Origin of the sequence: Kitasatospora sp. NPDC101157, from assembly GCF_044768255.1 — a bacterium.
In the GTDB taxonomy this organism is placed as follows: Bacteria; Actinomycetota; Actinomycetes; order Streptomycetales; family Streptomycetaceae; genus Kitasatospora.
In genome coordinates this window covers 43172-63239 of the sequence record NZ_JBIWPL010000004.1, presented here as the reverse complement: position 1 = coordinate 63239, position 20068 = coordinate 43172, and the positions used below count along the sequence as shown (strand labels likewise).

At 74.0% G+C, this 20068-nt stretch carries 17 protein-coding genes and 1 riboswitch; of the genes, 12 read left to right on the top strand and 5 right to left on the bottom strand.

Annotated elements, in window-relative coordinates:
- Nucleotides 1-207: 207 nt before the first annotated feature.
- A riboswitch (cyclic di-AMP (ydaO/yuaA leader) is annotated at nucleotides 208-361 on the top strand.
- 10 nt (nucleotides 362-371) lie between these two features.
- From ACIRVF_RS10005 to ACIRVF_RS09995, 3 genes are all read left to right on the top strand, one after another.
- Nucleotides 372-1496, top strand: a complete 1125-nt coding sequence (locus tag ACIRVF_RS10005) for an NlpC/P60 family protein (RefSeq protein WP_402815816.1) — start codon at nucleotides 372-374, stop codon at nucleotides 1494-1496.
- Between the two features lie 225 nt (nucleotides 1497-1721).
- On the top strand, nucleotides 1722-2768 hold the full coding sequence (locus ACIRVF_RS10000) for an NlpC/P60 family protein (protein ID WP_402815815.1): 1047 nt from the start codon (nucleotides 1722-1724) through the stop codon (nucleotides 2766-2768).
- Between the two features lie 53 nt (nucleotides 2769-2821).
- Entirely contained in the window at nucleotides 2822-3991 is a 1170-nt protein-coding gene (locus ACIRVF_RS09995) for a hypothetical protein (protein WP_402815814.1), read from the top strand.
- Nucleotides 3992-4013: 22 nt separating this feature from the next.
- Here ACIRVF_RS09995 and ACIRVF_RS09990 read toward each other — a convergent pair whose 3' ends face one another.
- Entirely contained in the window at nucleotides 4014-5369 is a 1356-nt protein-coding gene (locus ACIRVF_RS09990) for a glycosyltransferase 87 family protein (protein ID WP_402815813.1), read from the bottom strand.
- 215 nt (nucleotides 5370-5584) lie between these two features.
- On the opposite strand from ACIRVF_RS09990, the gene ACIRVF_RS09985 reads away from it, so the two are divergent.
- The gene (locus ACIRVF_RS09985; protein WP_402815812.1) at nucleotides 5585-6721 is read left to right on the top strand and encodes a glycosyltransferase family 4 protein; all 1137 of its coding nucleotides are present in this window, start codon (nucleotides 5585-5587) and stop codon (nucleotides 6719-6721) included.
- Nucleotides 6722-6773: 52 nt separating this feature from the next.
- Here ACIRVF_RS09985 and ACIRVF_RS09980 read toward each other — a convergent pair whose 3' ends face one another.
- Complete coding sequence (locus ACIRVF_RS09980) at nucleotides 6774-8567, bottom strand: AMP-dependent synthetase/ligase (protein WP_402815811.1); 1794 nt, start codon at nucleotides 8565-8567, stop codon at nucleotides 6774-6776.
- Between the two features lie 323 nt (nucleotides 8568-8890).
- On the opposite strand from ACIRVF_RS09980, the gene ACIRVF_RS09975 reads away from it, so the two are divergent.
- The 5 genes from ACIRVF_RS09975 to ACIRVF_RS09955 all read left to right on the top strand — a co-directional run bounded on the left by ACIRVF_RS09975 (nucleotide 8891) and on the right by ACIRVF_RS09955 (nucleotide 13114).
- Nucleotides 8891-9325, top strand: a complete 435-nt coding sequence (locus ACIRVF_RS09975; protein WP_402815810.1) for an SRPBCC family protein — start codon at nucleotides 8891-8893, stop codon at nucleotides 9323-9325.
- Nucleotides 9326-9363: 38 nt separating this feature from the next.
- The gene (locus tag ACIRVF_RS09970) at nucleotides 9364-10536 is read left to right on the top strand and encodes an ArsA family ATPase (RefSeq protein ID WP_402815809.1); all 1173 of its coding nucleotides are present in this window, start codon (nucleotides 9364-9366) and stop codon (nucleotides 10534-10536) included.
- Between the two features lie 93 nt (nucleotides 10537-10629).
- The gene (locus ACIRVF_RS09965; RefSeq protein ID WP_402815808.1) at nucleotides 10630-11043 is read left to right on the top strand and encodes a DUF5304 family protein; all 414 of its coding nucleotides are present in this window, start codon (nucleotides 10630-10632) and stop codon (nucleotides 11041-11043) included.
- A gap of 192 nt (nucleotides 11044-11235) precedes the next feature.
- Complete coding sequence (locus ACIRVF_RS09960; RefSeq protein WP_402815807.1) at nucleotides 11236-12177, top strand: ROK family glucokinase; 942 nt, start codon at nucleotides 11236-11238, stop codon at nucleotides 12175-12177.
- A 184-nt stretch (nucleotides 12178-12361) separates the two neighbouring features.
- The gene (locus ACIRVF_RS09955; protein ID WP_402815806.1) at nucleotides 12362-13114 is read left to right on the top strand and encodes an endonuclease/exonuclease/phosphatase family protein; all 753 of its coding nucleotides are present in this window, start codon (nucleotides 12362-12364) and stop codon (nucleotides 13112-13114) included.
- A 9-nt stretch (nucleotides 13115-13123) separates the two neighbouring features.
- Here ACIRVF_RS09955 and ACIRVF_RS09950 read toward each other — a convergent pair whose 3' ends face one another.
- The gene (locus ACIRVF_RS09950) at nucleotides 13124-13939 is read right to left on the bottom strand and encodes a hypothetical protein (RefSeq protein ID WP_402815805.1); all 816 of its coding nucleotides are present in this window, start codon (nucleotides 13937-13939) and stop codon (nucleotides 13124-13126) included.
- 10 nt (nucleotides 13940-13949) lie between these two features.
- Complete coding sequence (locus ACIRVF_RS09945) at nucleotides 13950-14744, bottom strand: alpha/beta hydrolase (protein WP_402815804.1); 795 nt, start codon at nucleotides 14742-14744, stop codon at nucleotides 13950-13952.
- 175 nt (nucleotides 14745-14919) lie between these two features.
- On the opposite strand from ACIRVF_RS09945, the gene ACIRVF_RS09940 reads away from it, so the two are divergent.
- From ACIRVF_RS09940 to ACIRVF_RS09930, 3 genes are all read left to right on the top strand, one after another.
- Nucleotides 14920-15762, top strand: a complete 843-nt coding sequence (locus ACIRVF_RS09940) for a lysophospholipid acyltransferase family protein (protein WP_402815803.1) — start codon at nucleotides 14920-14922, stop codon at nucleotides 15760-15762.
- 122 nt (nucleotides 15763-15884) lie between these two features.
- Nucleotides 15885-17063: a MacS family sensor histidine kinase gene (gene macS / locus ACIRVF_RS09935; protein ID WP_402816252.1), complete on the top strand. Its 1179-nt coding sequence runs from the start codon at nucleotides 15885-15887 to the stop codon at nucleotides 17061-17063.
- 14 nt (nucleotides 17064-17077) lie between these two features.
- Entirely contained in the window at nucleotides 17078-17788 is a 711-nt protein-coding gene (locus tag ACIRVF_RS09930) for a response regulator (protein WP_402816251.1), read from the top strand.
- A 42-nt stretch (nucleotides 17789-17830) separates the two neighbouring features.
- Here the strand turns inward: ACIRVF_RS09930 and ACIRVF_RS09925 are convergent, their stop codons facing one another.
- Entirely contained in the window at nucleotides 17831-19789 is a 1959-nt protein-coding gene (locus tag ACIRVF_RS09925; protein ID WP_402815802.1) for an anthranilate synthase family protein, read from the bottom strand.
- Nucleotides 19790-20068: the final 279 nt, after the last annotated feature.

Sequence of the window (20068 nt, the reverse complement as noted above, 5' to 3'; positions counted from 1 at the left end):
ATCACGATCAGTCATTTTCACAAGAGAACATGGGTAATCTTCCGTCTTTTTTCTGACAAGGATTTGAACGGATCACGGTTCAGTTACTAGGGTCGTGCCCCGAACCACCGCACTGTCGATCACCCAGCCTGGGTGGCGGCGGTGGTTTCCGTCGAGTTCGCGAAACAGCGGGGCAGGTCGAAGCGACTGCCCGACAGGGGAGCCCAGTGGTCGGGGGCGCTGCGGAGCGGAGCCGGGGAACCACGTTCCTCCGGGGTGAATCGGCGCCAGGTCGGCCGTTGGTGAGGCCGTGAGGCGTCGTAGGGCATGCTTCCGGCCCGAACCCGTCAGCTCACCCGGTAGGCGGAGGTAGGAAGAAGGAGTCCGCCTTCGTGGCGTCCCATCGTCGTCCCAAGCCAGCCAGCCGCGCTCGTGTCTCGATCCTGACCGGTTTCGCCGCCGCGGCCGTCGCCCTCTCCGCGCAGACCGGCGCGCACGCCGACCCGCAGCCGACCAAGGAGCAGGTCAAGGAGCAGGTCGACCAGCTCAACGAGCAGGCCGAGCAGGCGACCGAGAAGTACAACGCGGCGCAGGAGAAGCAGCAGGAGCTGGAGAAGCAGGTCTCCGGCCTGCAGGACCAGGTGGCCCGTCAGCAGGCGCAGGTGACCGACCTGCAGGGCGGCCTCGCCGAGATCGCCGGCGAGCAGTACCGGAACGGGGGCATATCCCCGACCGTCCAGCTGATGCTCTCCTCCAGCCCGGACAACTTCCTCAACCAGGCCGGGGCGCTGAACCAGGCCGGTGACACCCAGAAGAACCAGCTGAAGCAGCTCCAGGAGCAGCAGCGCAAGCTCGACCAGGACCGTACCGAGGCCCAGGGCAAGCTCGCCGAGCTGGAGTCCACGACCACGCAGCTGAAGGCGTCCAAGGAGGACGTCCAGAACAAGCTGAAGGCCGCCCAGGACCTGCTCAACACGCTGACCGAGCAGGAGCGCCAGGCGATCAAGGCGGCCGAGGAGAAGGCCGCCGCCGACGCCAAGGCCAAGGCGGACGCCGCCGCGCAGGCCTCCCAGTCGGGCTCCGGTGACCGCGCCTCGCGTGACAGCGGCCGCTCCGACCTCGGCTCGGGCTCCTCGAACGCGCCGGTCAAGATCGCCCCGGGCAGCTCGCACGGTGCCGCCGCGCTGGCCGCCGCCGCCACCAAGGTCGGCAGCCCGTACGTCTGGGGCGCCACCGGCCCCAGCTCCTTCGACTGCTCCGGCCTGATGGTCTGGGCGTTCAACCAGGCCAACGTGTCGCTGCCGCGCACCTCGCAGGAGCAGGCCGGCGCCGGTACCCGGATCGGCACGGACCTCTCCCAGGCCCAGCCCGGCGACCTGCTGATCTTCTACAGCGACGCCCACCACGTCGGCATCTACGCGGGCAACGGCCAGGTGCTGCACGCGCCCAAGCCGGGCGCGTCGGTGCGCTACGAGGCCGTCTCCAACATGCCGCTGGCTTCCATCGTGCGGGTCTGATCCCCGCCCGGTCCGACGGGCCCGGTCCTCCACCACGGAGGGCCGGGCCTGCGGCTTTTCCGGCGACGCGCTCTGGTGTCCGAATAAGGGTCAAATATTCGGGTCGGGAGGGGTTTGGACTCACTTGCCCGGACTCGCTAACGTCTGCCACCGGACTCCCGCTCGACGGCCGCCCACCGGGGCGCGGCCGCGGGGCCGCGCCGCAGGACTGGAGCCGCTGCCGCCATGCCCGTGCACCGCCGTTCCCAACTGCTCGTCCGTGCGCTGGTACTGACCGCTGCCGCCACCACGGCCCTGGGTGTGGCGACCGGCGGCAGCGCCCAGGCCGCCCCCGGGGCGCCGGACAAGCCCGACCGCAAGGACGTCAAGGCGCAGGTCGAGCAGCTGTACGACGAGGCCGAACAGGCCTCGGAGAAGTACAACGCCGCTCAGGAGGCGCAGAAGCGGCTCCTGAACGAGACCGCGAACCTGCAGGGCGAGGTCGCCGCCGCCCAGGACCAGCTCAACCAGCTGCGCGGAGACCTGGCCACGGTGGCCGGGGCCGAGTACCGGGGCGGCGGGATGGCCCAGACCGCCCAGCTGATGCTCTCCAGCGACCCCGAGGCCTACCTCGCCCGCGCCCGTACCCTCGGCCAGGCCGCCGAGCGGCAGCAGGAGACCCTGCACGAGCTGGTCACCCGTCAGCGCAGGCTCGACCAGCGCCGCACGGAGACCGCGGCCAAGCTCGCCGAGCTGGACCAGGCCCGCCGCTCGCTGGCCGAGAACAAGCAGCAGATCCAGCAGCGGCTGGCCGCGGCGCAGAAGCTGCTGAACGGTCTGGGCGCCGCGGAGCGGGCCAGGATGGCCGTCCAGGACGCCCGGGAGGCCGAGCAGCGCGCCACCCGCGGCACCGACCGGCTGGACCTCGGAACCACCCCGCCCGCCTCCGAGCGCGGAGCGGCCGCGCTGGCCGCCGCGGTGCGGATGATCGGCTCGCCCTACGTCTACGGATCCACCGGACCCCGTGCCTTCGACTGTTCCGGTCTGATGTACTACAGCTGGCGGCAGGCCGGAGTGACCCTGCCGCGGACCTCGCAGGCCCAGGCGTACGCCGGGCAGCGGATCAGCCTCTCCGAAGCACGGCCGGGAGACCTGGTGATCTTCTACCGGGACATGCACCACGTCGGGATGTACGCCGGCGGCGGGGTGATGGTGCACGCCCCCTACCCGGGCGCCAAGGTCCGCTACGAGAGCGTCAACTCGATGCCGGTCTCGGGGGTGGTCCGGCTCTGAGCGCGACGCCTTCCGGCGCGGCCGAGCCGCACCCGATAGACGCGGCCGGCCGCGTGCTGTCCCGGCGCGGAGCGCTGCTGCTGGCGGCCGGCGGGCTGGTCCAGCTGTCGCTGCCCCCGGCCGCCCCCGCGGCGGCGCCGGACGCGCGGGACGCCGACCGGCGCACCGAGGTGGCCGCGGTGCTGGCGGAGCGGGCGCGCTCGCTGCCCGTCTGGTCCGGGCTCACGGGGGCCGGGGCGACGTACCGCAACCTGGTGCTGTCGCCCGGGCCGGCGGCCCCGACGGCCGACGGGCCGGAGCGGCTGACCGCGTCCGTCGAACTGGAGGTGCGGATCGCCGGGTACGACGAGTACCCGGCGGTGTACCCGCGCCGGATCGAGCTGGTCCGGGACCGGGGCGGCTGGCGGGTCGAGCACGAGGAGGGCACGGCCGGACCCCCGGCGTTGTGGGACCTCGGCCCCGCCCGTACCGCCCCCGGCACCCGGTGCCTGGTGCTGGGCCTGGCCGCAGGGCCCGACCCGGCCGAGCTGGTCGCGGTGGGGGACCAGGCGGTGCCGGCCGTCAGCGCGGTCTGGGGCGGCGGCTGGCCCGGTCGGCTGCTGCTCGAACTGCCCGCCACCGAGCCGGAGTTCGCCCGGCTGCTGGAGGCCGACCCGGCGGGCTGGACGGGCATGGCGGCGGTCACCGTCGCCGCCCCCGGCGCCCCCTGGCACACCCCGGCGGACCGGGTGGTGATCAACCCCGAGGCGTTCGGGCGGCTCAGCGACTTCGGCCGGCAGGTGGTGGTCACCCACGAGGCCACCCATGTCGCGACCCGGGCCGACACCCGGGCCTGGACCCCGCTGTGGCTCTCCGAGGGCGTCGCCGACTGGACCGCCTACCGCGGGTCCGGCCGCCGCCCGCAGCAGATCGCCCCCGAGCTCACCCGGGACGTCGCCGCCGGGAAGCTGCCGACCGCCCTGCCCGCCGACGGGGACTTCGCCGCCGGCGCCACCGGCATCGCCCAGGCCTACGAGCAGGCCTGGCTCGCCTGCGAGCTGATCGCCCGCCGCTACGGGACGGACCGGCTGGTCGCCTTCTACCGGGCGGTCGGCGCGGCCGACGGGCAGGGCGAGGACCGGGACCGCCGTACCGACCGGCTGCTGCGCGCCGAACTGGGCATCGGACTGGCCGAGTTCACCACGCTCTGGCTGGCCGAGGTGCAGTCGCTGAAAGCCGGCTAGGGCGGCCCTCGTCGGGCGGGCCCTAACGACCGGCCGGGTGGTCGATGCCGTCCAGCAGGTCCTGCTCGTAGGCGATGCCCGGGCGGACGGGGTAGGCGGAGGCGGGCGGCAGCGCGGCGGGCTCGGACAGCACCACGGTGGGCGGCAGGGGCGCCGCGGCGCGGGTGGAGCGCCAGAGCCGGACGGCGGAGAGCACGGTGGCGGTCAGCAGCAGCAGGTTGCGCAGGCCCAGCACGGTGATCGCCAGCGGATCGCTGTTCAGGACCTGGGTGAACATGGTCGGGAATTCGAGCAGGGTGAGCGGGCAGGCGACCAGGATCAGCAGCGCCACCGGCCGCTGGCTGGTGCCGCGCACGGTCAGGCAGACCGCCGCCACGCCGACCAGCCAGACCAGGTACTGCGGGCTGATCACCCGGCTGGTCACCACGAACACCAGCAGCGCGCACAGCGCCGCGTCGTACATGGTGGCCGCGTTGCGGCGGCGGGCGGTGAAGCGCCACAGCAGCAGCCAGAGGAAGCCCAGCACGGTGCCGGCCATCATCACCTTGCTGATCACGCTGACCCACGGTCCGAGCATCTCGGGGGAGCCGTAGTTCATGGTGACCCTGCCGTTCCAGCCCCCGGCGATCCGGGCCAGGTGCAGCGGCAGGGCGCCGACCGACTCGACCTCGATGCCGCGGTCCTTCTGGAAGGCGAGGAAGCCGAAGGCGCCGTTCATCCCGGCCGCGAGCAGGAAGCCCACCGAGACGGCGGTGGCCGCGGCCAGCGTCCAGGAGCGGCGGGTGCGGCGGCCGGACGGGGTGCCGATCAGGCCGAGCAGCGGCCACACCTTGACGATGCCGCCCAGGCCCAGCAGCAGCCCGCCGACCGCCGGGCGGCGGATCAGCGCGAGCAGGCCGGCCAGGGCGAGCGCGGTGACCAGCAGGTCGAAGCGGTTGTAGATCATCGGGCCGAGCAGCGGCACGCCGACCACCCACATCCAGGCGCCGGTCAGCACCCGGCCCCTGCGCAGGCCGGTGCGGATCAGCAGCGCGGCCGCGGCGGCGTCGGCGATGCCGCAGATCACCCAGAACGAGGTCAGGTACGACCAGGGCAGCAGGCCCGGCAGCAGGATCACCAGGGCGGCGCCGGGCGGGTACTGCCAGGTCACGTCGTCGAACGGGAAGGTGCCGGTCTGCAGCACGCCGTACCAGGCGTGGTAGATCATCCAGACGTCGGCCGTGACGTCGCCGCCGGGCGACTTCAGCACGCCGGTCATCAGCAGCACCAGTACGGTGCGGGTGGCCACCCAGGTCGCCCCGAGGGCGGCGAGCGCCCCGAGCGGGCGGCCGAGGCGGCCGCGCGAAGTACCGGACTCGGTGGCCGGGGCCAACTCCACTGCGCTCCCTCGTTCGTCTCGACGTCCTCACCGGAGGCGTCGTACTGACGGACGCCCGGGCCGCCGCGTCCGCAGCAGCCTAGGTACTAGGACTGACCCGGGGGTCAAACGGTTGCCGTGTGCGGTTCCGTTCCCGGCGGGTCATGGTGTTGACCTATCGTACGGATCACCCAGCGGTACACCGAGCACCCCCCGACCGAGCGAGCCGTGGCCTGATGCACAGAACCTTGATCGTCACCAATGACTTCCCGCCCCGCCCGGGAGGCATCCAGGCCTTCGTGCACAACATGGCCGTCCGTCAGCCCGCAGGGAGCGTCGTGGTGTACGCCTCGACCTGGCGGGACGGCACCGAGGTGCGGCGCTTCGACGCCGAGCAGCCGTTCCCGGTGATCCGGGACCGTACGAAGGTGATGGTTCCCACACCGCGGGTCACCCGGCGGGCCGCCGAGATCCTGCGCGCGGAGAAGTGCGACTCGGTCTGGTTCGGCGCCGCCGCCCCGCTCGGCCTGATGGCGCCCGCGCTGCGCCGGGCCGGGGCCGGGCGGCTGCTCGGCATGACCCACGGGCACGAGGCCGCCTGGGCGCAGCTGCCGGGCTCCCGGCAGCTGCTGCGGCGGATCGGGGCGGGCACCGACGTGCTGACGTACCTGGGCGAGTACACCCGCTCGCGGATCGCCGCCGCGGTCGGGCCGCGGGCCGCGGCCCGGATGGTGCAGCTGCCGCCGGGTGTCGACGAGTCGACCTTCCACCCGGCCTCGGGGGGTGCCGAGGTGCGCCGGCGGCTGGGGCTGGCGGACCGGCCGGTGGTGGTCTGCGTCTCCCGGCTGGTGCCGCGCAAGGGCCAGGACACCCTGATCGAGGCGATGCCGCAGATCCTGGCGGACGTGCCGGACGCGGTGCTGCTGGTCGTCGGCGGCGGACCGTACCGCGCGGACCTGGAGAAGCTCGCGGAGGCGAGGGGCGTACGGGCCTCTGTGCGGTTCACCGGCTCGGTGCCGTGGGAGGAGCTGCCCGCCCACTACGGGGCCGGGGACGTCTTCGCCATGCCCTGCCGGACCAGGCGCGGCGGGCTGGACGTGGAGGGCCTGGGGATCGTCTACCTGGAGGCCTCGGCGACCGGCCTGCCGGTGGTCGCGGGGGACTCCGGCGGGGCTCCGGACGCGGTGCTGGAGGGCGAGACCGGGTACGTGGTGCCGGGCGGCTCGGCCGCGGCGGCCGCGGAGCGGATCGTCCGGCTGCTGGGGGACGAGGAGCTGCGGCGGCGGATGGGTGAGGCCGGGCGGCGCTGGGTGGAGCGCTCCTGGCGCTGGGACCTGCTGGCCGGGCGGCTGACCTCGCTGCTGGCGGGCTGAGACGCGGACGGGCCCCGCCCCCCCTCTCGGGGGCGGGGCCCGTCCGCATCCACTACTTCTTGTAGAGCGCCTCGATCTCGGCGGCGTAGTCCTTGAGCACCACGTTGCGCTTGAGCTTGAGCGAGGGCGTCAGGTGGCCGCTCTCCTCGGAGAACTCGGTGTCCAGCAGGCGGAACTTCTTGACCGCCTCGGCGTGTGAGACGGCCGCGTTGCCGTCGTCCACCGCCGACTGGAGGGCGGCCAGCAGGTCCGGGTCGTCGGCGAGCTCGGCGACGGTGGCGGTGGCGGGCTTGCCGTTGAGCTCCTTCCACTTCGGGAAGAAGTCCGGGTCGACGGTGATCAGGCAGGCGATGAAGGGCTTGCGGTCGCCGACCACCATGACCTCGCCGACCAGGGCGTGGGCGCGGATCCGGTCCTCGATCACGGCCGGGGCGACGTTCTTGCCCCCGGCGGTGACGATGATCTCCTTCTTGCGGCCGGTGATGGTCAGGTAGCCCTCGGAGTCCAGCGAGCCGAGGTCGCCGGTGGCCATCCAGCCGTCCTTGAGGGTGTCGGCGGTGGCCTGCGGGTTGTTCCAGTAGCCGGTGAAGACGTGCGGGCCCTTGAAGTAGACCTCGCCGTCCTCGGCGATCCGGACGGAGGCGCCGGGGACCGGCTGGCCGACCGTACCGATCTTCGGCTTGTCCCACGGGTTGAAGGCGGTGGCCGCGCAGGTCTCGGTGAGCCCGTAGCCCTCCAGGACGGTGAAGCCGATGCCCCGGTAGAAGTGGCCGAGCCGCTCGCCGAGCGGGGCGCCGCCGGAGATCGCGTGGGTGGCCCGGCCGCCGAGGGCGGCGCGCAGCTTGCTGTAGACCAGCTTGTCGAACACCGCGTGCTTGAGCCGCAGGACCAGGCCCGCGCCGCCGGCGTCCAGCGCCCGGCTGTAGGCGATCGCGGTCTCGGCGGCCTTGTCGAAGATCTTGCCCTTGCCGTCGGCCTGGGCCTTGGCGCGGGCGGTGTTGTAGACCTTCTCGAACACTCTGGGCACGCCCAGGATCAGGCTCGGCCTGAAGGCGGCCAGCTCGGCGGTGACGTCCTTGATGTCGGAGACGTGGCCCAGCTTGATCGGGGCCATCGCCGGGGCGATCTCGGCGATCCGGCCGAGCACGTGGGCCAGCGGCAGGAAGAGCAGGACCGAGCTGTCGCCGGTGCGGAACAGCGGGGCGAGGCGCTCGACCACGTTGCCGCACTCGGCGAGGAAGTTGCCGTGGGTCAGCTGACAGCCCTTCGGGCGGCCGGTGGTGCCCGAGGTGTAGACGATGGTGGCGATGTCGTCGGGGCCGGCGATCGAGCGGCGCTCCTGCACCGTCGCGTCCGGGACGTCCCGGCCGGCCTCGGTCAGCGCGGCGAGCGCGCCGCCCTCGATCTGCCAGGTGTGCTTCAGCTCCGGCAGCCGGTCGCGGACCTCGGCGACCACCTTGACGTGCTGGTCGGTCTCGGTCAGGACGGCGACCGCGCCCGAGTCCCCGAGGATCCACTCGACCTGCTCGGCGGAGGAGGTCTCGTACACCGGCACGGTGATCGCGCCGGCCGTCCAGATCGCGAAGTCCAGCAGCGTCCACTCGTACCGGGTGCGGGACATGATGCCCACCCGGTCGCCGGGCTCGATGCCCGCGGCGATCAGGCCCTTCGCGGCGGCGTGCACCTCGGCGAGGAACTGGACCGAGGTCAACTCCTGCCAGCGGCCGTCCACCTTCCGGCTGAGCACCGCGACGTCCGGGTGCTCCTCGGCGTTCCGGTGCACAGGGTCGGAGAGGTTACCGCCGCTCGGTACCTGGTAGAGGGCCGGAAGGCTGAAGTCGAGCAAGACTGCTCCTCGTTCGCGACGCTGCGGGACGGCAGGACGTTACTGCCCGGTAGGCAGCTTCGACCAGGGGGGTCGGCCCCGGTGTTCGAAGTGTCACACCGGGGCGGGTCGGACCAGGCCGTGACCGGGTCGTTCGACTGGCACCCTACGGCAGCCCCCGGTGACCGGCCGGTAGCATGCCCCGCCGCCCGCCCCGCAGCGCCCGCGCCCGGTGCCCGCGCGGCCGAGCCGATCGCCGGTCGCGATAGCCTGCTCCGGGCGGATCGGGTCGAGCGTGCCTCGGCCGGGCCGGCAGGCAGCGGGACGACGCGGAGGGTCATTCCATGGCGGAGCACACCAGGTCGAGCATCACCATCGACGCGACCCCGGCCGAGGTCATGGCCGTGATCGCCGACTTCGCCGCCTACCCGGCGTGGACCGGCGAGGTCAAGGAGGTCGAGGTCCTGGGGACCGCCGAGGACGGCCGCGCCACCGAGGTCCGGCTGCTGCTGGACGCCGGCGCCATCCGCGACGAGCACACCCTCTCCTACGCCTGGGACGGCGACCGCGAGGTCCGCTGGACCCTCGTCCGCAGCCAGATGCTCCGCTCGCTGGACGGCTCCTACACCCTCGTCCCGCTGGCCGGCGGCCGCACCGAGGTCACCTACCAGCTCGCCGTGGACGTCAAGATCCCGATGCTCGGCATGATCAAGCGCAAGGCCGAGAAGGTCATCATCGACCGTGCCCTGGACGGCCTGAAGAAGCGCGTCGAGGGCTGACGGGAACGGCACGGCACGGCGGAACGGGGGCAGACGGCATGACGGCGACGCGCACCATCCTGGTCAGCGGTGACGCGGGCGCGCCCACCGTGGCCGCTGCCACCGCCCTGCACGCCGCCCAGAGCGGCCACCGCACCTGGCTGCTGGCCGCCGACGACCCGCACCGCACCCTGGACGCCGTCCTCGACACCCGCCTGGAACCCGAACCGATCCGCTACGCGCCGGGCCTGACGGTCTCCCGGATCGACGAGCAGGCCGCCTTCCGCTACGCCGTCGGCGAGCTCACCGGCCGGCTCAAGCCCGCCCTCGACCTGCTCGGCGCCGAACAGCTCGACCCCGAGGAACTGAGCGCCCTCCCCGGCATCGCCCGGCTCGCCCTGCTGCGTGCCCTGCCCGCCGCCGACCAGGACGTCCTGGTGGTGCTCGCCCCGCCGCCCGCCGAGCTGATCGCAACCCTCGCCCTGCCCGAGCAGCTGGCCCGCTACCTGGACCGCCTGGTGCCCGAGCAGCGGCAGGCCGCCCGCGCGCTGCGCCCGCTGCTGGCGGGGCTGGCCGGCGTCCCGATGCCCGCCGAGTGGCTGTACGAGGGGCGCACCAAGGCCGCCGCGGTGCTCGCGGAGTCCCGCGCCGCGATCAGCGACCCGGGAACCAGCGTGCGCCTGGTCGTGTCGGCCGACGGCCACCCCTACGAGGAACTGCGCCGGATCAGGGCCGGGCTCGCGCTGTACGGGCACCGGCCGGACGCCGTCGTGGTGCACGGTGCGCTGCCGCCGGCCGCCCTGGCCTCGCCCGACGCCTGGCTGGCCGCGCTGGCCCGCCGCCGCCAGGAGGAGCTGGACCGGCTCACCGCCGTGACCGACGCCCCGGTGCTGGTCACCGGCCTGGCCGAGGGCACCCTGGAGGCCGTCGCCGACCGACTGTACGGCGACGGGCCGGGGCCCGAGCGGCTGGACCCGGAGCCCTGGGCGGTCGAGGACCGGCTCGCCGGGGACGGCCTGCTGGTCTGGCACCTCGACCTGCCCGGCGCCGACCGGGCCGGGCTGGACCTGGTCCGCCGGGGCGACGACCTGGTGGTCGGCCTCGGCGCCCACCGCCGGGTGCTGCCGCTGCCCGCCGCGCTGCGCCGCTGCACCGTCGCCGGGGCGGGGCTGCACGAGGGCGTGCTGTCGGTGCGGTTCGCGCCCGACCCTTCGCTCTGGCCGCAGGGCTGACGGGTTCTCCGGTCTTTTCGGGGGCCGCCGCCGGTCGGGTAGCGTCGGGCCGGAGGGCCGCGGGGTGCGGCCACGGCTGAGGAGGCGCCCGCGATGACCAGCACCGACGACCGTACCGAGCCCGGCGCGGAGCAGGGGAGCGGGCAGTCCCACCCGTTCGGGCCGGAGCTCGGCCCGCTGGTCGACGAGGTGCGCAGGTTCGCCACCGCCGTCGGCGAGAAGGCGCAGGAGACCAGCGCCACCACCCTGATCGCCCTCTCCGGGCTGGCCGACCGCCTGCGCACCCAGCAGCCGGAGGTCTACTCCCACCTCGCCGCGGCCGGCTCCGGGCTTGCCGCCGCGGGCGCCGAGCTGCTGGCCGCCTACCGGGCCGCGGTGGCCGGGCACGAGCAGCGCTGGACCGCGGGGGAGGGCGCCCCGGTGGAGAAGATCGACCTCGACGGGCCCGGCCGGGCCGGGGACGCCGACGGGGCGGACGGGACTGACGAGACGTCCGCCAAGCAATGAATCCGTAACCTTCGGAGGGTGATCGCGCTGCTCTCGTACGTCACGAAGCCAGAGATTAGATAAGACTTTTGAAGCTTCGCGGCCCGGTTTTCCCAGAATTGTCTTCGGATAATGTATGCGAGGCTGTGTACGGGGGCTGGGTTGGACGGTACCGTTCCGTCCAGCGGGAACGAGTGAATAGCTGAGGGACACATGGCTCTGACCATCGGCGTCGATGTCGGCGGGACCAAGATCGCGGCAGGCGTGGTCGACGAAGCGGGTGCGATCCTGGCGCGGACCCGGGTCCCCACCCCGGCAGACCCCCAGTGGGCGGTCGACGCCATCGCGCAGGCCGTGCGCGAGCTCAAGGAGCAGCACCCCGACGTCACGGCGGTCGGCGTCGGCGCCCCCGGCTTCGTCGACAGCAACCGCTCCACGGTGATCTTCGCTCCCAACATCGACTGGGAGAACGAACCGCTGCGCGGCCGGATCGAGGAGCTCACCGGCCTGTCCACGGTGGTCGAGAACGACGCCAACTGCGCCGCCTGGGCGGAGTTCCGCTTCGGCGCGGCCGCCGACCACCAGGACATGGTGCTGATCACCGTCGGCACCGGCATCGGCGGCGGCATCGTCCTCGACGGGCGGCTGCACCGCGGCCGCTTCGGCGTGGCCGGCGAGATCGGCCACCTCAACATGGTCCCGGACGGCCTGCAGTGCGGCTGCGGCGGCAAGGGCTGCTGGGAGCAGTACGGCTCCGGGCGCGCGCTGCGCCGCTACGGCCGGGAGCGGGCCGCGGCCGACCCGGTGCGCGGCCGGCGGATGCTGGAGCTCAACGACGGCGTCGCCGAGACCATCCGCGGCATCCACATCACCGAGGCGGCCGAGGGGGGCGACCCGCTCGCCCTGGAGTGCTACGCCGAGCTGTCCGACTGGCTCGGCCGCGGCATGGCCGACCTCGCCGCGCTGTTCGACCCGGGCGTCTTCGTCCTCGGCGGCGGCGTCTCCGACTCCGGCCGACTGCTGCTCGACCCGGTCGCCAAGGCCTTCGAGCACTACCTGACCGGTGGGGTGCACCGCCCGCGCGCCGAGGTCGTACTCGCCTCGATGGGCTCCGCTGCGGGCATCGTCGGCGCCGCGGACCTCGCCCGCACCTGATAGCCGCTCTCCTGCACAGACCCGCCGGCGGCGGTGCGACCGGGCCCCGACCGATCCCGGACGCGCCGCCGCCGTCGTCGTCGCGCCTGTCCGACCGACCCCGCCGCGCGCGCTGGTCCTGCGCGAACGGTCGGACACGCCCTACCGTCCTTCCCAGTGACACCGCACAGGGGAGGACCGTGAGATGACCGCCGCGCCCATCGCTCCGCCGCCGGGCGGCCCGCGCCGGCTGCGCCTGCTCAGCTACAACATCCGCTCGTTGCGCGACGACCGGCGTGCGCTGGTGCGGGTGATCCGGGCCTGCGCGCCCGACCTGGTCTGCGTCCAGGAGTCGCCGCGCTACTGGCGCCCCGAGGGACAGGCCGCCTGGCTGGCCCGGAGCACCGGGACGGTGGTGCTGTCCGGCGGCGGCCGGACCGCCGCCGGGCCGCTGCTGCTCGGCCGGCCCGGCGCGGTGGAGGTGCTCGGCCGGTACGACCGGCTGTTGCCCAAGACCCGCGGCCTGCACGCGCGCGGCTTCGCCACCGCGCTGCTGCGGGTGTCGGGCGCGGCGCCGTTCACCGTCACCAGCTGCCACCTCAGCCTGGACGCCGAGGAGCGCCGCGGGCAGTTCGAGCTGCTGCTCGACCAGCTCGCGATCGCCGAACAGGGCGTCGTGGCAGGGGACTTCAACGAGCATCCGGACGGGCCGGGCTGGCGGCTGCTGGCCTCCCGGATGTGGGACGGATACCCGACGGCGCCCTGGGGCGGCGAGTTCACGTCCGTCCCCGAGAACCCCTACCAGCGGATCGACGCAGTCTTCGCCACACCCGGGATCACCGTCCTCGGCTGTGGGGTGCCGCACGGCCTGCCCGGCGTCACCGAGGCCGACCTGCGGGCCGCTACCGACCACCTGCCGGTGCTGGCGGTCGTCGAACTGCCCGAGGCCGGCCGATGAGCAGGCCGGTCAGACCACGGCGCCGTGGTCCGGGTCCTCCGGCTCGTCCTCGTCGCGGTCCTTCATCCGGGCGACCAGGGTGACGAAGCCGCCGAGGAAGGCGGTGACCCCCACCCAGGCGGGCCAGCCGGAGATCTCCCGCCACACCACCGCGTCGATCAGCAGCAGGGCGGGGCCACCGAGCACCGCCAGCCACGCGAACTTCGCGGTGGTGTCGGCGGGCGGCAGCGGCGGGGGCTCCGGCGGGACGTAGTGGCCCTCGTCGGTCTCCTCGGCCAGCTCGAAGTCGCGCGGACCCGAGGTGGCGGCCGGGAGCACGGGGCGGCCGGAGCGGGAGCGGGGCTGGGGGGCGAGGTCGGAGAGGTCGTCCGGGGCGCCCCGGTCGGCCCTGGGGCCGGTGCCGTCCTTGAGGCCGCCCTTGAGCTCGTTCTGCGCTCGGAGGTTCTCGACCTCGGGCCAGTTGGGGTTGGTGAGGTCGACCGGGTCGTCGAACTGGGCGACCAGGGCGGCGAAGATCGCGTCCTGCTCGGCCTGGCTGCGCTCGGGGGCGCTGCGGCGCGGGCGGGGCTCCACGGGTGCGGGGGCGTCCGCCTCGGTCGGCTCCCCGGCCGGGACGGTCGGCGCGCCGCCGGCTGCCGCACCTCCCGAGGCCGGGCCGCCCTGGACGGTGCCGTCCCCGTGGACGGTGGCGTCACCCGGAGGGTTCGGGGTTCCCTCGGCGCCGGCGTCCCCCCGGCCGGTGGCGTCCGTCGGCGCTCCGTCCGTCCGCGCGCCGTCCTCGCGGGGCTTCTCGTCCCCGCTGCCCGCCGTGCTGCTCTCGTGCACTTCCGGCCCTTCAGCCATGGTGATCGTCGGATTCGGCCAAGTCCGCCCCCGCCACATGCGCGGGAGCCAGCCGTCGGATGAAGTCCTGGCTCGCCGCGAATATTTCCGCCGCGTCGTGGTCCAGCGTCGCGACGTGGAAGCTGCGTTGGCACAGCCGCTCCGTCACGTCGGTCGAGGATATCCGGGCCAGCACCAGTTCCGAGTTGGCCGGCGAGACGACGTGGTCCTGCGGGCTGTGGAAGAGCAGCACGGGCTGGGTCACCTCGGGCAGCCGCCGCTGGACCTCCCGCCACAGCCGGCCCAGCGACCAGGCGGCGTGCAGCGGCGTCCGGTCGTAACCGACCTCGCGGGCGCCCGGCTTGTGGATGTCGTTCGCGACCCCCGCGATGCTCGGGACGAGGTGCCGGAGCACCGGGAGCAGCACCCCCGCGGGGTTGTCCGAGCGCACCGACGGGTTGACCAGCACCAGCCCGGACACCGTCGGGCCGTGCAGCGCGGCCAGCCGCAGCGCGAGGGCACCGCCCATCGACAGCGCGCAGACGAAGACCTGCTCGCACTCCTCGGCGAGGGCCAGCAGCTCGCGCTCGACCTCCGCGTACCAGTCCTCCCACCGGGTGACCTGCATGTCCTGCCAACGGGTGCCGTGCCCCGGCAGCAACGGCAGCGAGACGGTGAACCCGGCCGCCGCCAGCTCCTCGGCCCAGGGCCGCATCGACTGCGGCGAGCCGGTGAAGCCGTGGCAGAGCAGCACCCCGACCGGTCCGCCGCGGTGGCGGTACGGTTCGGCACCGGGCAGCAGCGGCATGGCGGACTCCTTCGCGGGCGGGTGACGCTGGGGGAGGGACGCTGGGAGGGGAGCTGCAGGAATCCGCATCGTCCCATGCCCCGAGCCGGGACGTACACCCCCTACGGCGGGCCCGGGCACAGCCGACGGCCGCGGGGCATTAGGATCGACCGGTCCGCATAACAGGAGGCCCGGGTTGTTCTACCGACTGATGAAGATGATCGTCGCGCCACTGCTTCGGATCTTCTTCCGGCCGTGGATCGAGGGTGAGGAGAACATCCCCACCGAGGGTGCGGCGATCATCGCGAGCAACCACCTGTCCTTCTCGGACTCGTTCTTCTTCCCCGCGCTGATCAAGCGCCGGGTGACCTTCATCGCGAAGGCCGAGTACTTCAACACCCCGGGCCTCAAGGGCCGGCTGACGGCCGCCTTCTTCAAGGGCGTCGGCCAGCTGCCGGTGGACCGCTCGGGCGTGCGCGGCGCCGGCGAGGCCGCGATCCGCAGCGCCATCGCGGTGCTGGACCGCGGCGAGCTGTTCGGCGTCTACCCGGAGGGCACCCGTTCGCCCGACGGCAAGCTGTACCGCGGCAAGGTCGGCGGTCTGGCCCGCGTCGCGCTGGCCACCGGCGCCCCGGTCATCCCGGTCGCCATGATCGACACCGAGAAGGTGCAGCCGCCCGGCCAGGTGATTCCGAACTTCGGCATCCGCCCGGGCATCCGGATCGGCCGCCCGCTGGACTTCTCCCGCTACCACGGCATGGAGAACGACCGCTTCATCCTCCGTTCGGTGACGGACGAGGTGATGTACGAGATCATGCGGCTCTCCGGCCAGGAGTACGTGGACATCTACGCGACCGCGGCCAAGCGGCAGATCTCCGACGAGAAGAAGAAGGCCGAGGCCGAGCGCCGGGCCGCCGCCAAGGCGGAGAAGGCCGAGGCCGCCGAAGCCGAGAAGGCCGCCGAAGCCGCGAAGGCCGTCGAGGCGGAGAAGGCCGAGCAGCAGGGCCGGCAGGAGCAGAACGGCACCGGGTCGGCCTGACCGACCCGGACGGGTCCAGGGGGAGGGGCCGGGACATGGCGGACGGCGCGAGAACGGGCGGGACGGGATCGGGCGGCACGGGAACGGTCGGCGCGGTCGGCGGAACGCTGGCGGCCGGCGGCATGTCCGTCGAGCTGCCGCTGTGGAAGGCCATCTCCTACTTCCGGGTGCTGGCCCTGTGCTACGCGCTGTTGCGGTACTTCAACTCCTACCTGCACTTCCTGCACCCGGTCGCCGGCTGGATCTACTTCGGCGCGCTGATCCTCTGGACGCTCGCCAGCACCCGGGCCTTCGCCAACCCGCAGCGCTGCACCTGGTACGTCCTCGGCTTCGACCTCGCCCTGGCCGTGACCGGCATCGTGCTGAGCGGGCTGACCGACGCGCCGGCCCGGATCAGCCACGGCGCGCCCACCCTGCCGACCATCTGGGCCGCCGGTACGGTGCTCGGCTTCGCCGCCAAGGGCGGCTGGCGCCCGGCGGCGGCCTCCGGCGCGGTGATCGGGGTGGCCAACATCCTCGGCCACGGCGGGCCCACCGGCGACAACGTCCACAACATCGTGCTGCTGCTGGTGGCCGGCTGTGCGATCGGGTACGTGATCGAGCTGGCCCGCGCCAGTGAGGCCACCCTCACCCGGGCGCTGCAGGTCGAGGCGGCCACCCGGGAGCGCGAGCGGCTCTCCCGCGACATCCACGACGGCGTCCTCCAGGTGCTCGCCCTGGTCCAGCGCCGGGGCGCGGAGCTGGGCGGCGGTGCCCGCGCCGGCGGCGGCGCCGACGGTGCGGACTTCGCCGAGCTGGGCCGCCTCGCCGGTGAGCAGGAGCGCGCGCTGCGGGCCCTGATGACGGGCGGTCCGCTCCCGGCGCAGCGGCTGCCGGAGGCCGGGGCGGAGGAACCCGACCCGGCCGGACCGCGCGACCTCACCGCGCTGCTGCGCCCTTACGCCGGCGAGCGGATCACGCTCTCCGCCCCGGGCACCCCGGTGCTGCTGCCGGGCCCGGCCGCGGGCGAGCTGGCCGCGGCGGTCGGTGCGGCCGTCGACAACGTCCGCCGGCACGCCGGGGAGGGCGCCCGGGCCTGGATCCTGGTGGAGGACGAGCCGGAGGCCGTCACGGTCAGCATCCGCGACGACGGCCCGGGCTTCGCGCCGGGGCGGCTCGGCGAGGCGGAGCGGGCCGGGCGGCTGGGCGTCTCCCAGTCCATCCGCGGCCGGGTGCTGGACCTCGGCGGCACGGCCGATCTGTACTCGGCGCCCGGGGAGGGCGTCGAGGTCGAACTGCGCGTCCCGAGGAAGGCCTCCTGATGACCAACCAGCCGATGACCGAACAGCTGGCCGCCGAACAGCCGGCCGCCGAGCGGCCGGACACCGAGCGGCCGGTGCGGGTGATGGTGGTGGACGACCACCCGATGTGGCGCGACGCCGTCTCCCGCGACCTCGCCGAGGCCGGCCTGGACGTGGTGGCCACGGCGGGCGACGGCGAGGAGGCGGTGCGCCGCGCCCGGGCCTGCTCGCCGCAGGTCGTCGTGCTGGACCTCAACCTGCCCGGCCTGCCCGGCGCCGAGGTGTGCCGCCAGGTGGTCGCGCACGACCCGGCGGTGCGGGTGCTGGTGCTGTCGGCCAGCGGCGAGCACCAGGACGTGCTGGAGGCGGTGAAGTCCGGCGCGACCGGGTACCTGGTGAAGTCGGCCGGGCGGGAGGAACTGCTGGACGCGGTGCGCCGTACGGCCGTCGGCGACGCGGTGTTCACCCCCGGCCTGGCCGGGCTGGTGCTGGGCGAGTTCCGCCGGCTGGCCGCCGAGCCGGCCCCGGCCTCGGCACCGGCCGCCCCGCAGCTGACCGCCCGGGAGACCGAGGTGCTGCGGCTGGTGGCCAAGGGCCTGTCGTACCGGCAGATCGCGGACCGGCTGGTGCTGTCGCACCGGACGGTGCAGAACCACGTGCAGAACACCCTGGGCAAGCTGCAGTTGCACAACCGGGTGGAGCTGGTCCGGTACGCGATCGAGCGGGGGCTGGACGAGGAGCTGTGAGCGGGCCCGGGCGGGGTTTGCCGCCCGGGCCGCCTCGACTCCTCAGCCCCGTACGGCCGTCGCCTCCCGCAGCAGGCCCGCGACGATGTCCACGCCGTCCCGGGTGAGCACCGACTCCGGGTGGAACTGCAGGCCCGCGAAGCCGGGGCCGCGCAGCGCGTGGACGTCGCCGGTGGCGGCGTCCCGGGAGACCTCGACGCCCGCGGTGGCCAGCCGGGCCGCGTCGGCGTCCGAGCAGCGCGCGGTGAAGGTGTTGTAGAAGCCGACCGTCCGCTTGGTGCCGAACAGGTCGATGCGCTCCTGGGCGCCCTGGTACGGGACGGCCTTGCGGCCCAGCGCGAGCCCGAGTTCTGCGGAGAGCAGCTGGTGGCTGAGGCAGACCGCGAGCAGCGGGGCCGTGCGGGCGCCGGAGCGGACGGCGGCCAGGGCGTCCGCGACGACCGGTCGCAGCACCGCCATCTTGGGGTCGCCGACGAGTGCCGGGTCGCCCGGGCCGGGGCCGAGCACCAAGGGGCCGCGGTGCGCCGCGACCAGCTCGCGCAGGCCCGGCCGGTCGAAGCGGACCACGGTGACCCGGTGGCCGAGCGAGGTCAGCAGGTGGTCGAGCATCGAGGTGAAGGTGTCCTCGCCGTCCACGATCAGGGCCGGTTCGGCCTCGGTGACCCGGGAGGGCGCCTGCATCCGTAGCCAGAACGGCGCCAGGTCGGCCCGGCGGGCGTCCAGGGCGGCCTGCACCCGGTGGTCGTCGGCGAGCCGGGGGCCGCCGGGGTGGGGCAGCCGGGCGGGCGCGGGCCGGGCGCCGATCGCGGTGAGCACCCCGGCGGCCTTGGCGTGGGTCTCGGCGACCTCGGACTCCGGGACGGAGTGGCGCACCAGGGTGGCGCCGACCCGGACGACCAGCCGCCCGGTGGCCGGGTCGATGTCGGCGGTGCGGATGCAGATCGGGGAGTCCAGCAGCTGCCCGCCGCTCGCGGAGCGGCCGATCAGGGCGAGCGCGCCGGAGTAGTAGCCGCGCCCGCCGGGCTCGTAGCGCCGGATCACCCGGGCGGCGTTCTGCACCGGGCTGCCGGTGACGGTGGCGGCGAACATCGTCTCGCGCAGCACCTCGCGGACGTCCAGCGAGGTGCGCCCGCGCAGCTCGTACTCGGTGTGGGCGAGGTGGGACATCTCCTTGAGCCGGGGGCCGAGCACCTGGCCGCCGAGGTCGCCGACGGTGCACATCATCTTCAGCTCCTCGTCGACCACCATGGTCAGCTCCTCCAGCTCCTTGGGGTCGTGGAGGAAGCGGAGCAGCGAGTCGATGTCGGAGCCGCCGGCCGGGTAGCGGTAGGTGCCGGAGATCGGGTTCATCACGACGGTGCCGCCGCTCTGCCGGACGTGCACCTCGGGGGACGCGCCGACCAGCACCCTGTCGCCGGTGTGCACCAGGAAGGTCCAGTACGCGCCGCGCTCCTGGTCCAGCAGCCGGCGGAACAGGGTGAGCGCGAGCTCGGGCCCGCAGCGTCCGCCCTCGACTCCGCCGGGGGCCCCCAGGGTGGCGTGGAAGTCCCGCCGGATCACGAAGTTGGCGCCCTCGCCGTTGCCGATCTCGTCCTCGATCACCCGGCGGACGATCTCCGCGTACGCCTCGTCGTCCACGTCGAACACGCCGCCGGACAGCGTGACCGGCAGCTGCGGCAGGGCGGCGGTGAACTCGGCCAGCGGCAGGGCGTACTGCTCGGTCACCGCGAGGGCCCGCAGCGGGGTGCCGTCGTCGTGCGTCTCGAAGCCGCGCTCGCGGATCTGCCGGTACGGGACCAGCGCGAGCAGGTCGTGGACCGGCCCGGCGGCCGGGATGCCGGCCCGGACCGGCAGGTCGGCGAGGTGCTCGTAGCTGTCGACGGTGCCCAGCAGCACCTCGACGGTGTCCGGGGCGTGCCGGGGCGTGCGGCGGTGCAGCAGGGCGAAGGCGGGCGCGCCGGGGGCGGTGAGGCGGGCGAGCAGCTCGGCTGGGGTGGTCACGAGTACGGCTTCCTTCCGGGGAGGATGGCGAGGCGGTGCTGTTCCGCTCCCGGAGGGCCGTCTGCTCGGACGCACGACGGCCGCCCCGAGGGGCGGCCGTCGTGTTCGTCTAGGAACGCGCGATCTGTGGGCCACCCATGGGGGAGGCCCACCACCAGGAGTGGGTGTGGGGCGCGTGCATGGGGCGAGCCTAGCCGATTCGACCGGGCGGGTGAGGCCGATGCCGGGCATTGTCCGGGACGTGTCTCATCCCTCGGGCAATGGTCACGGATCGCTCGC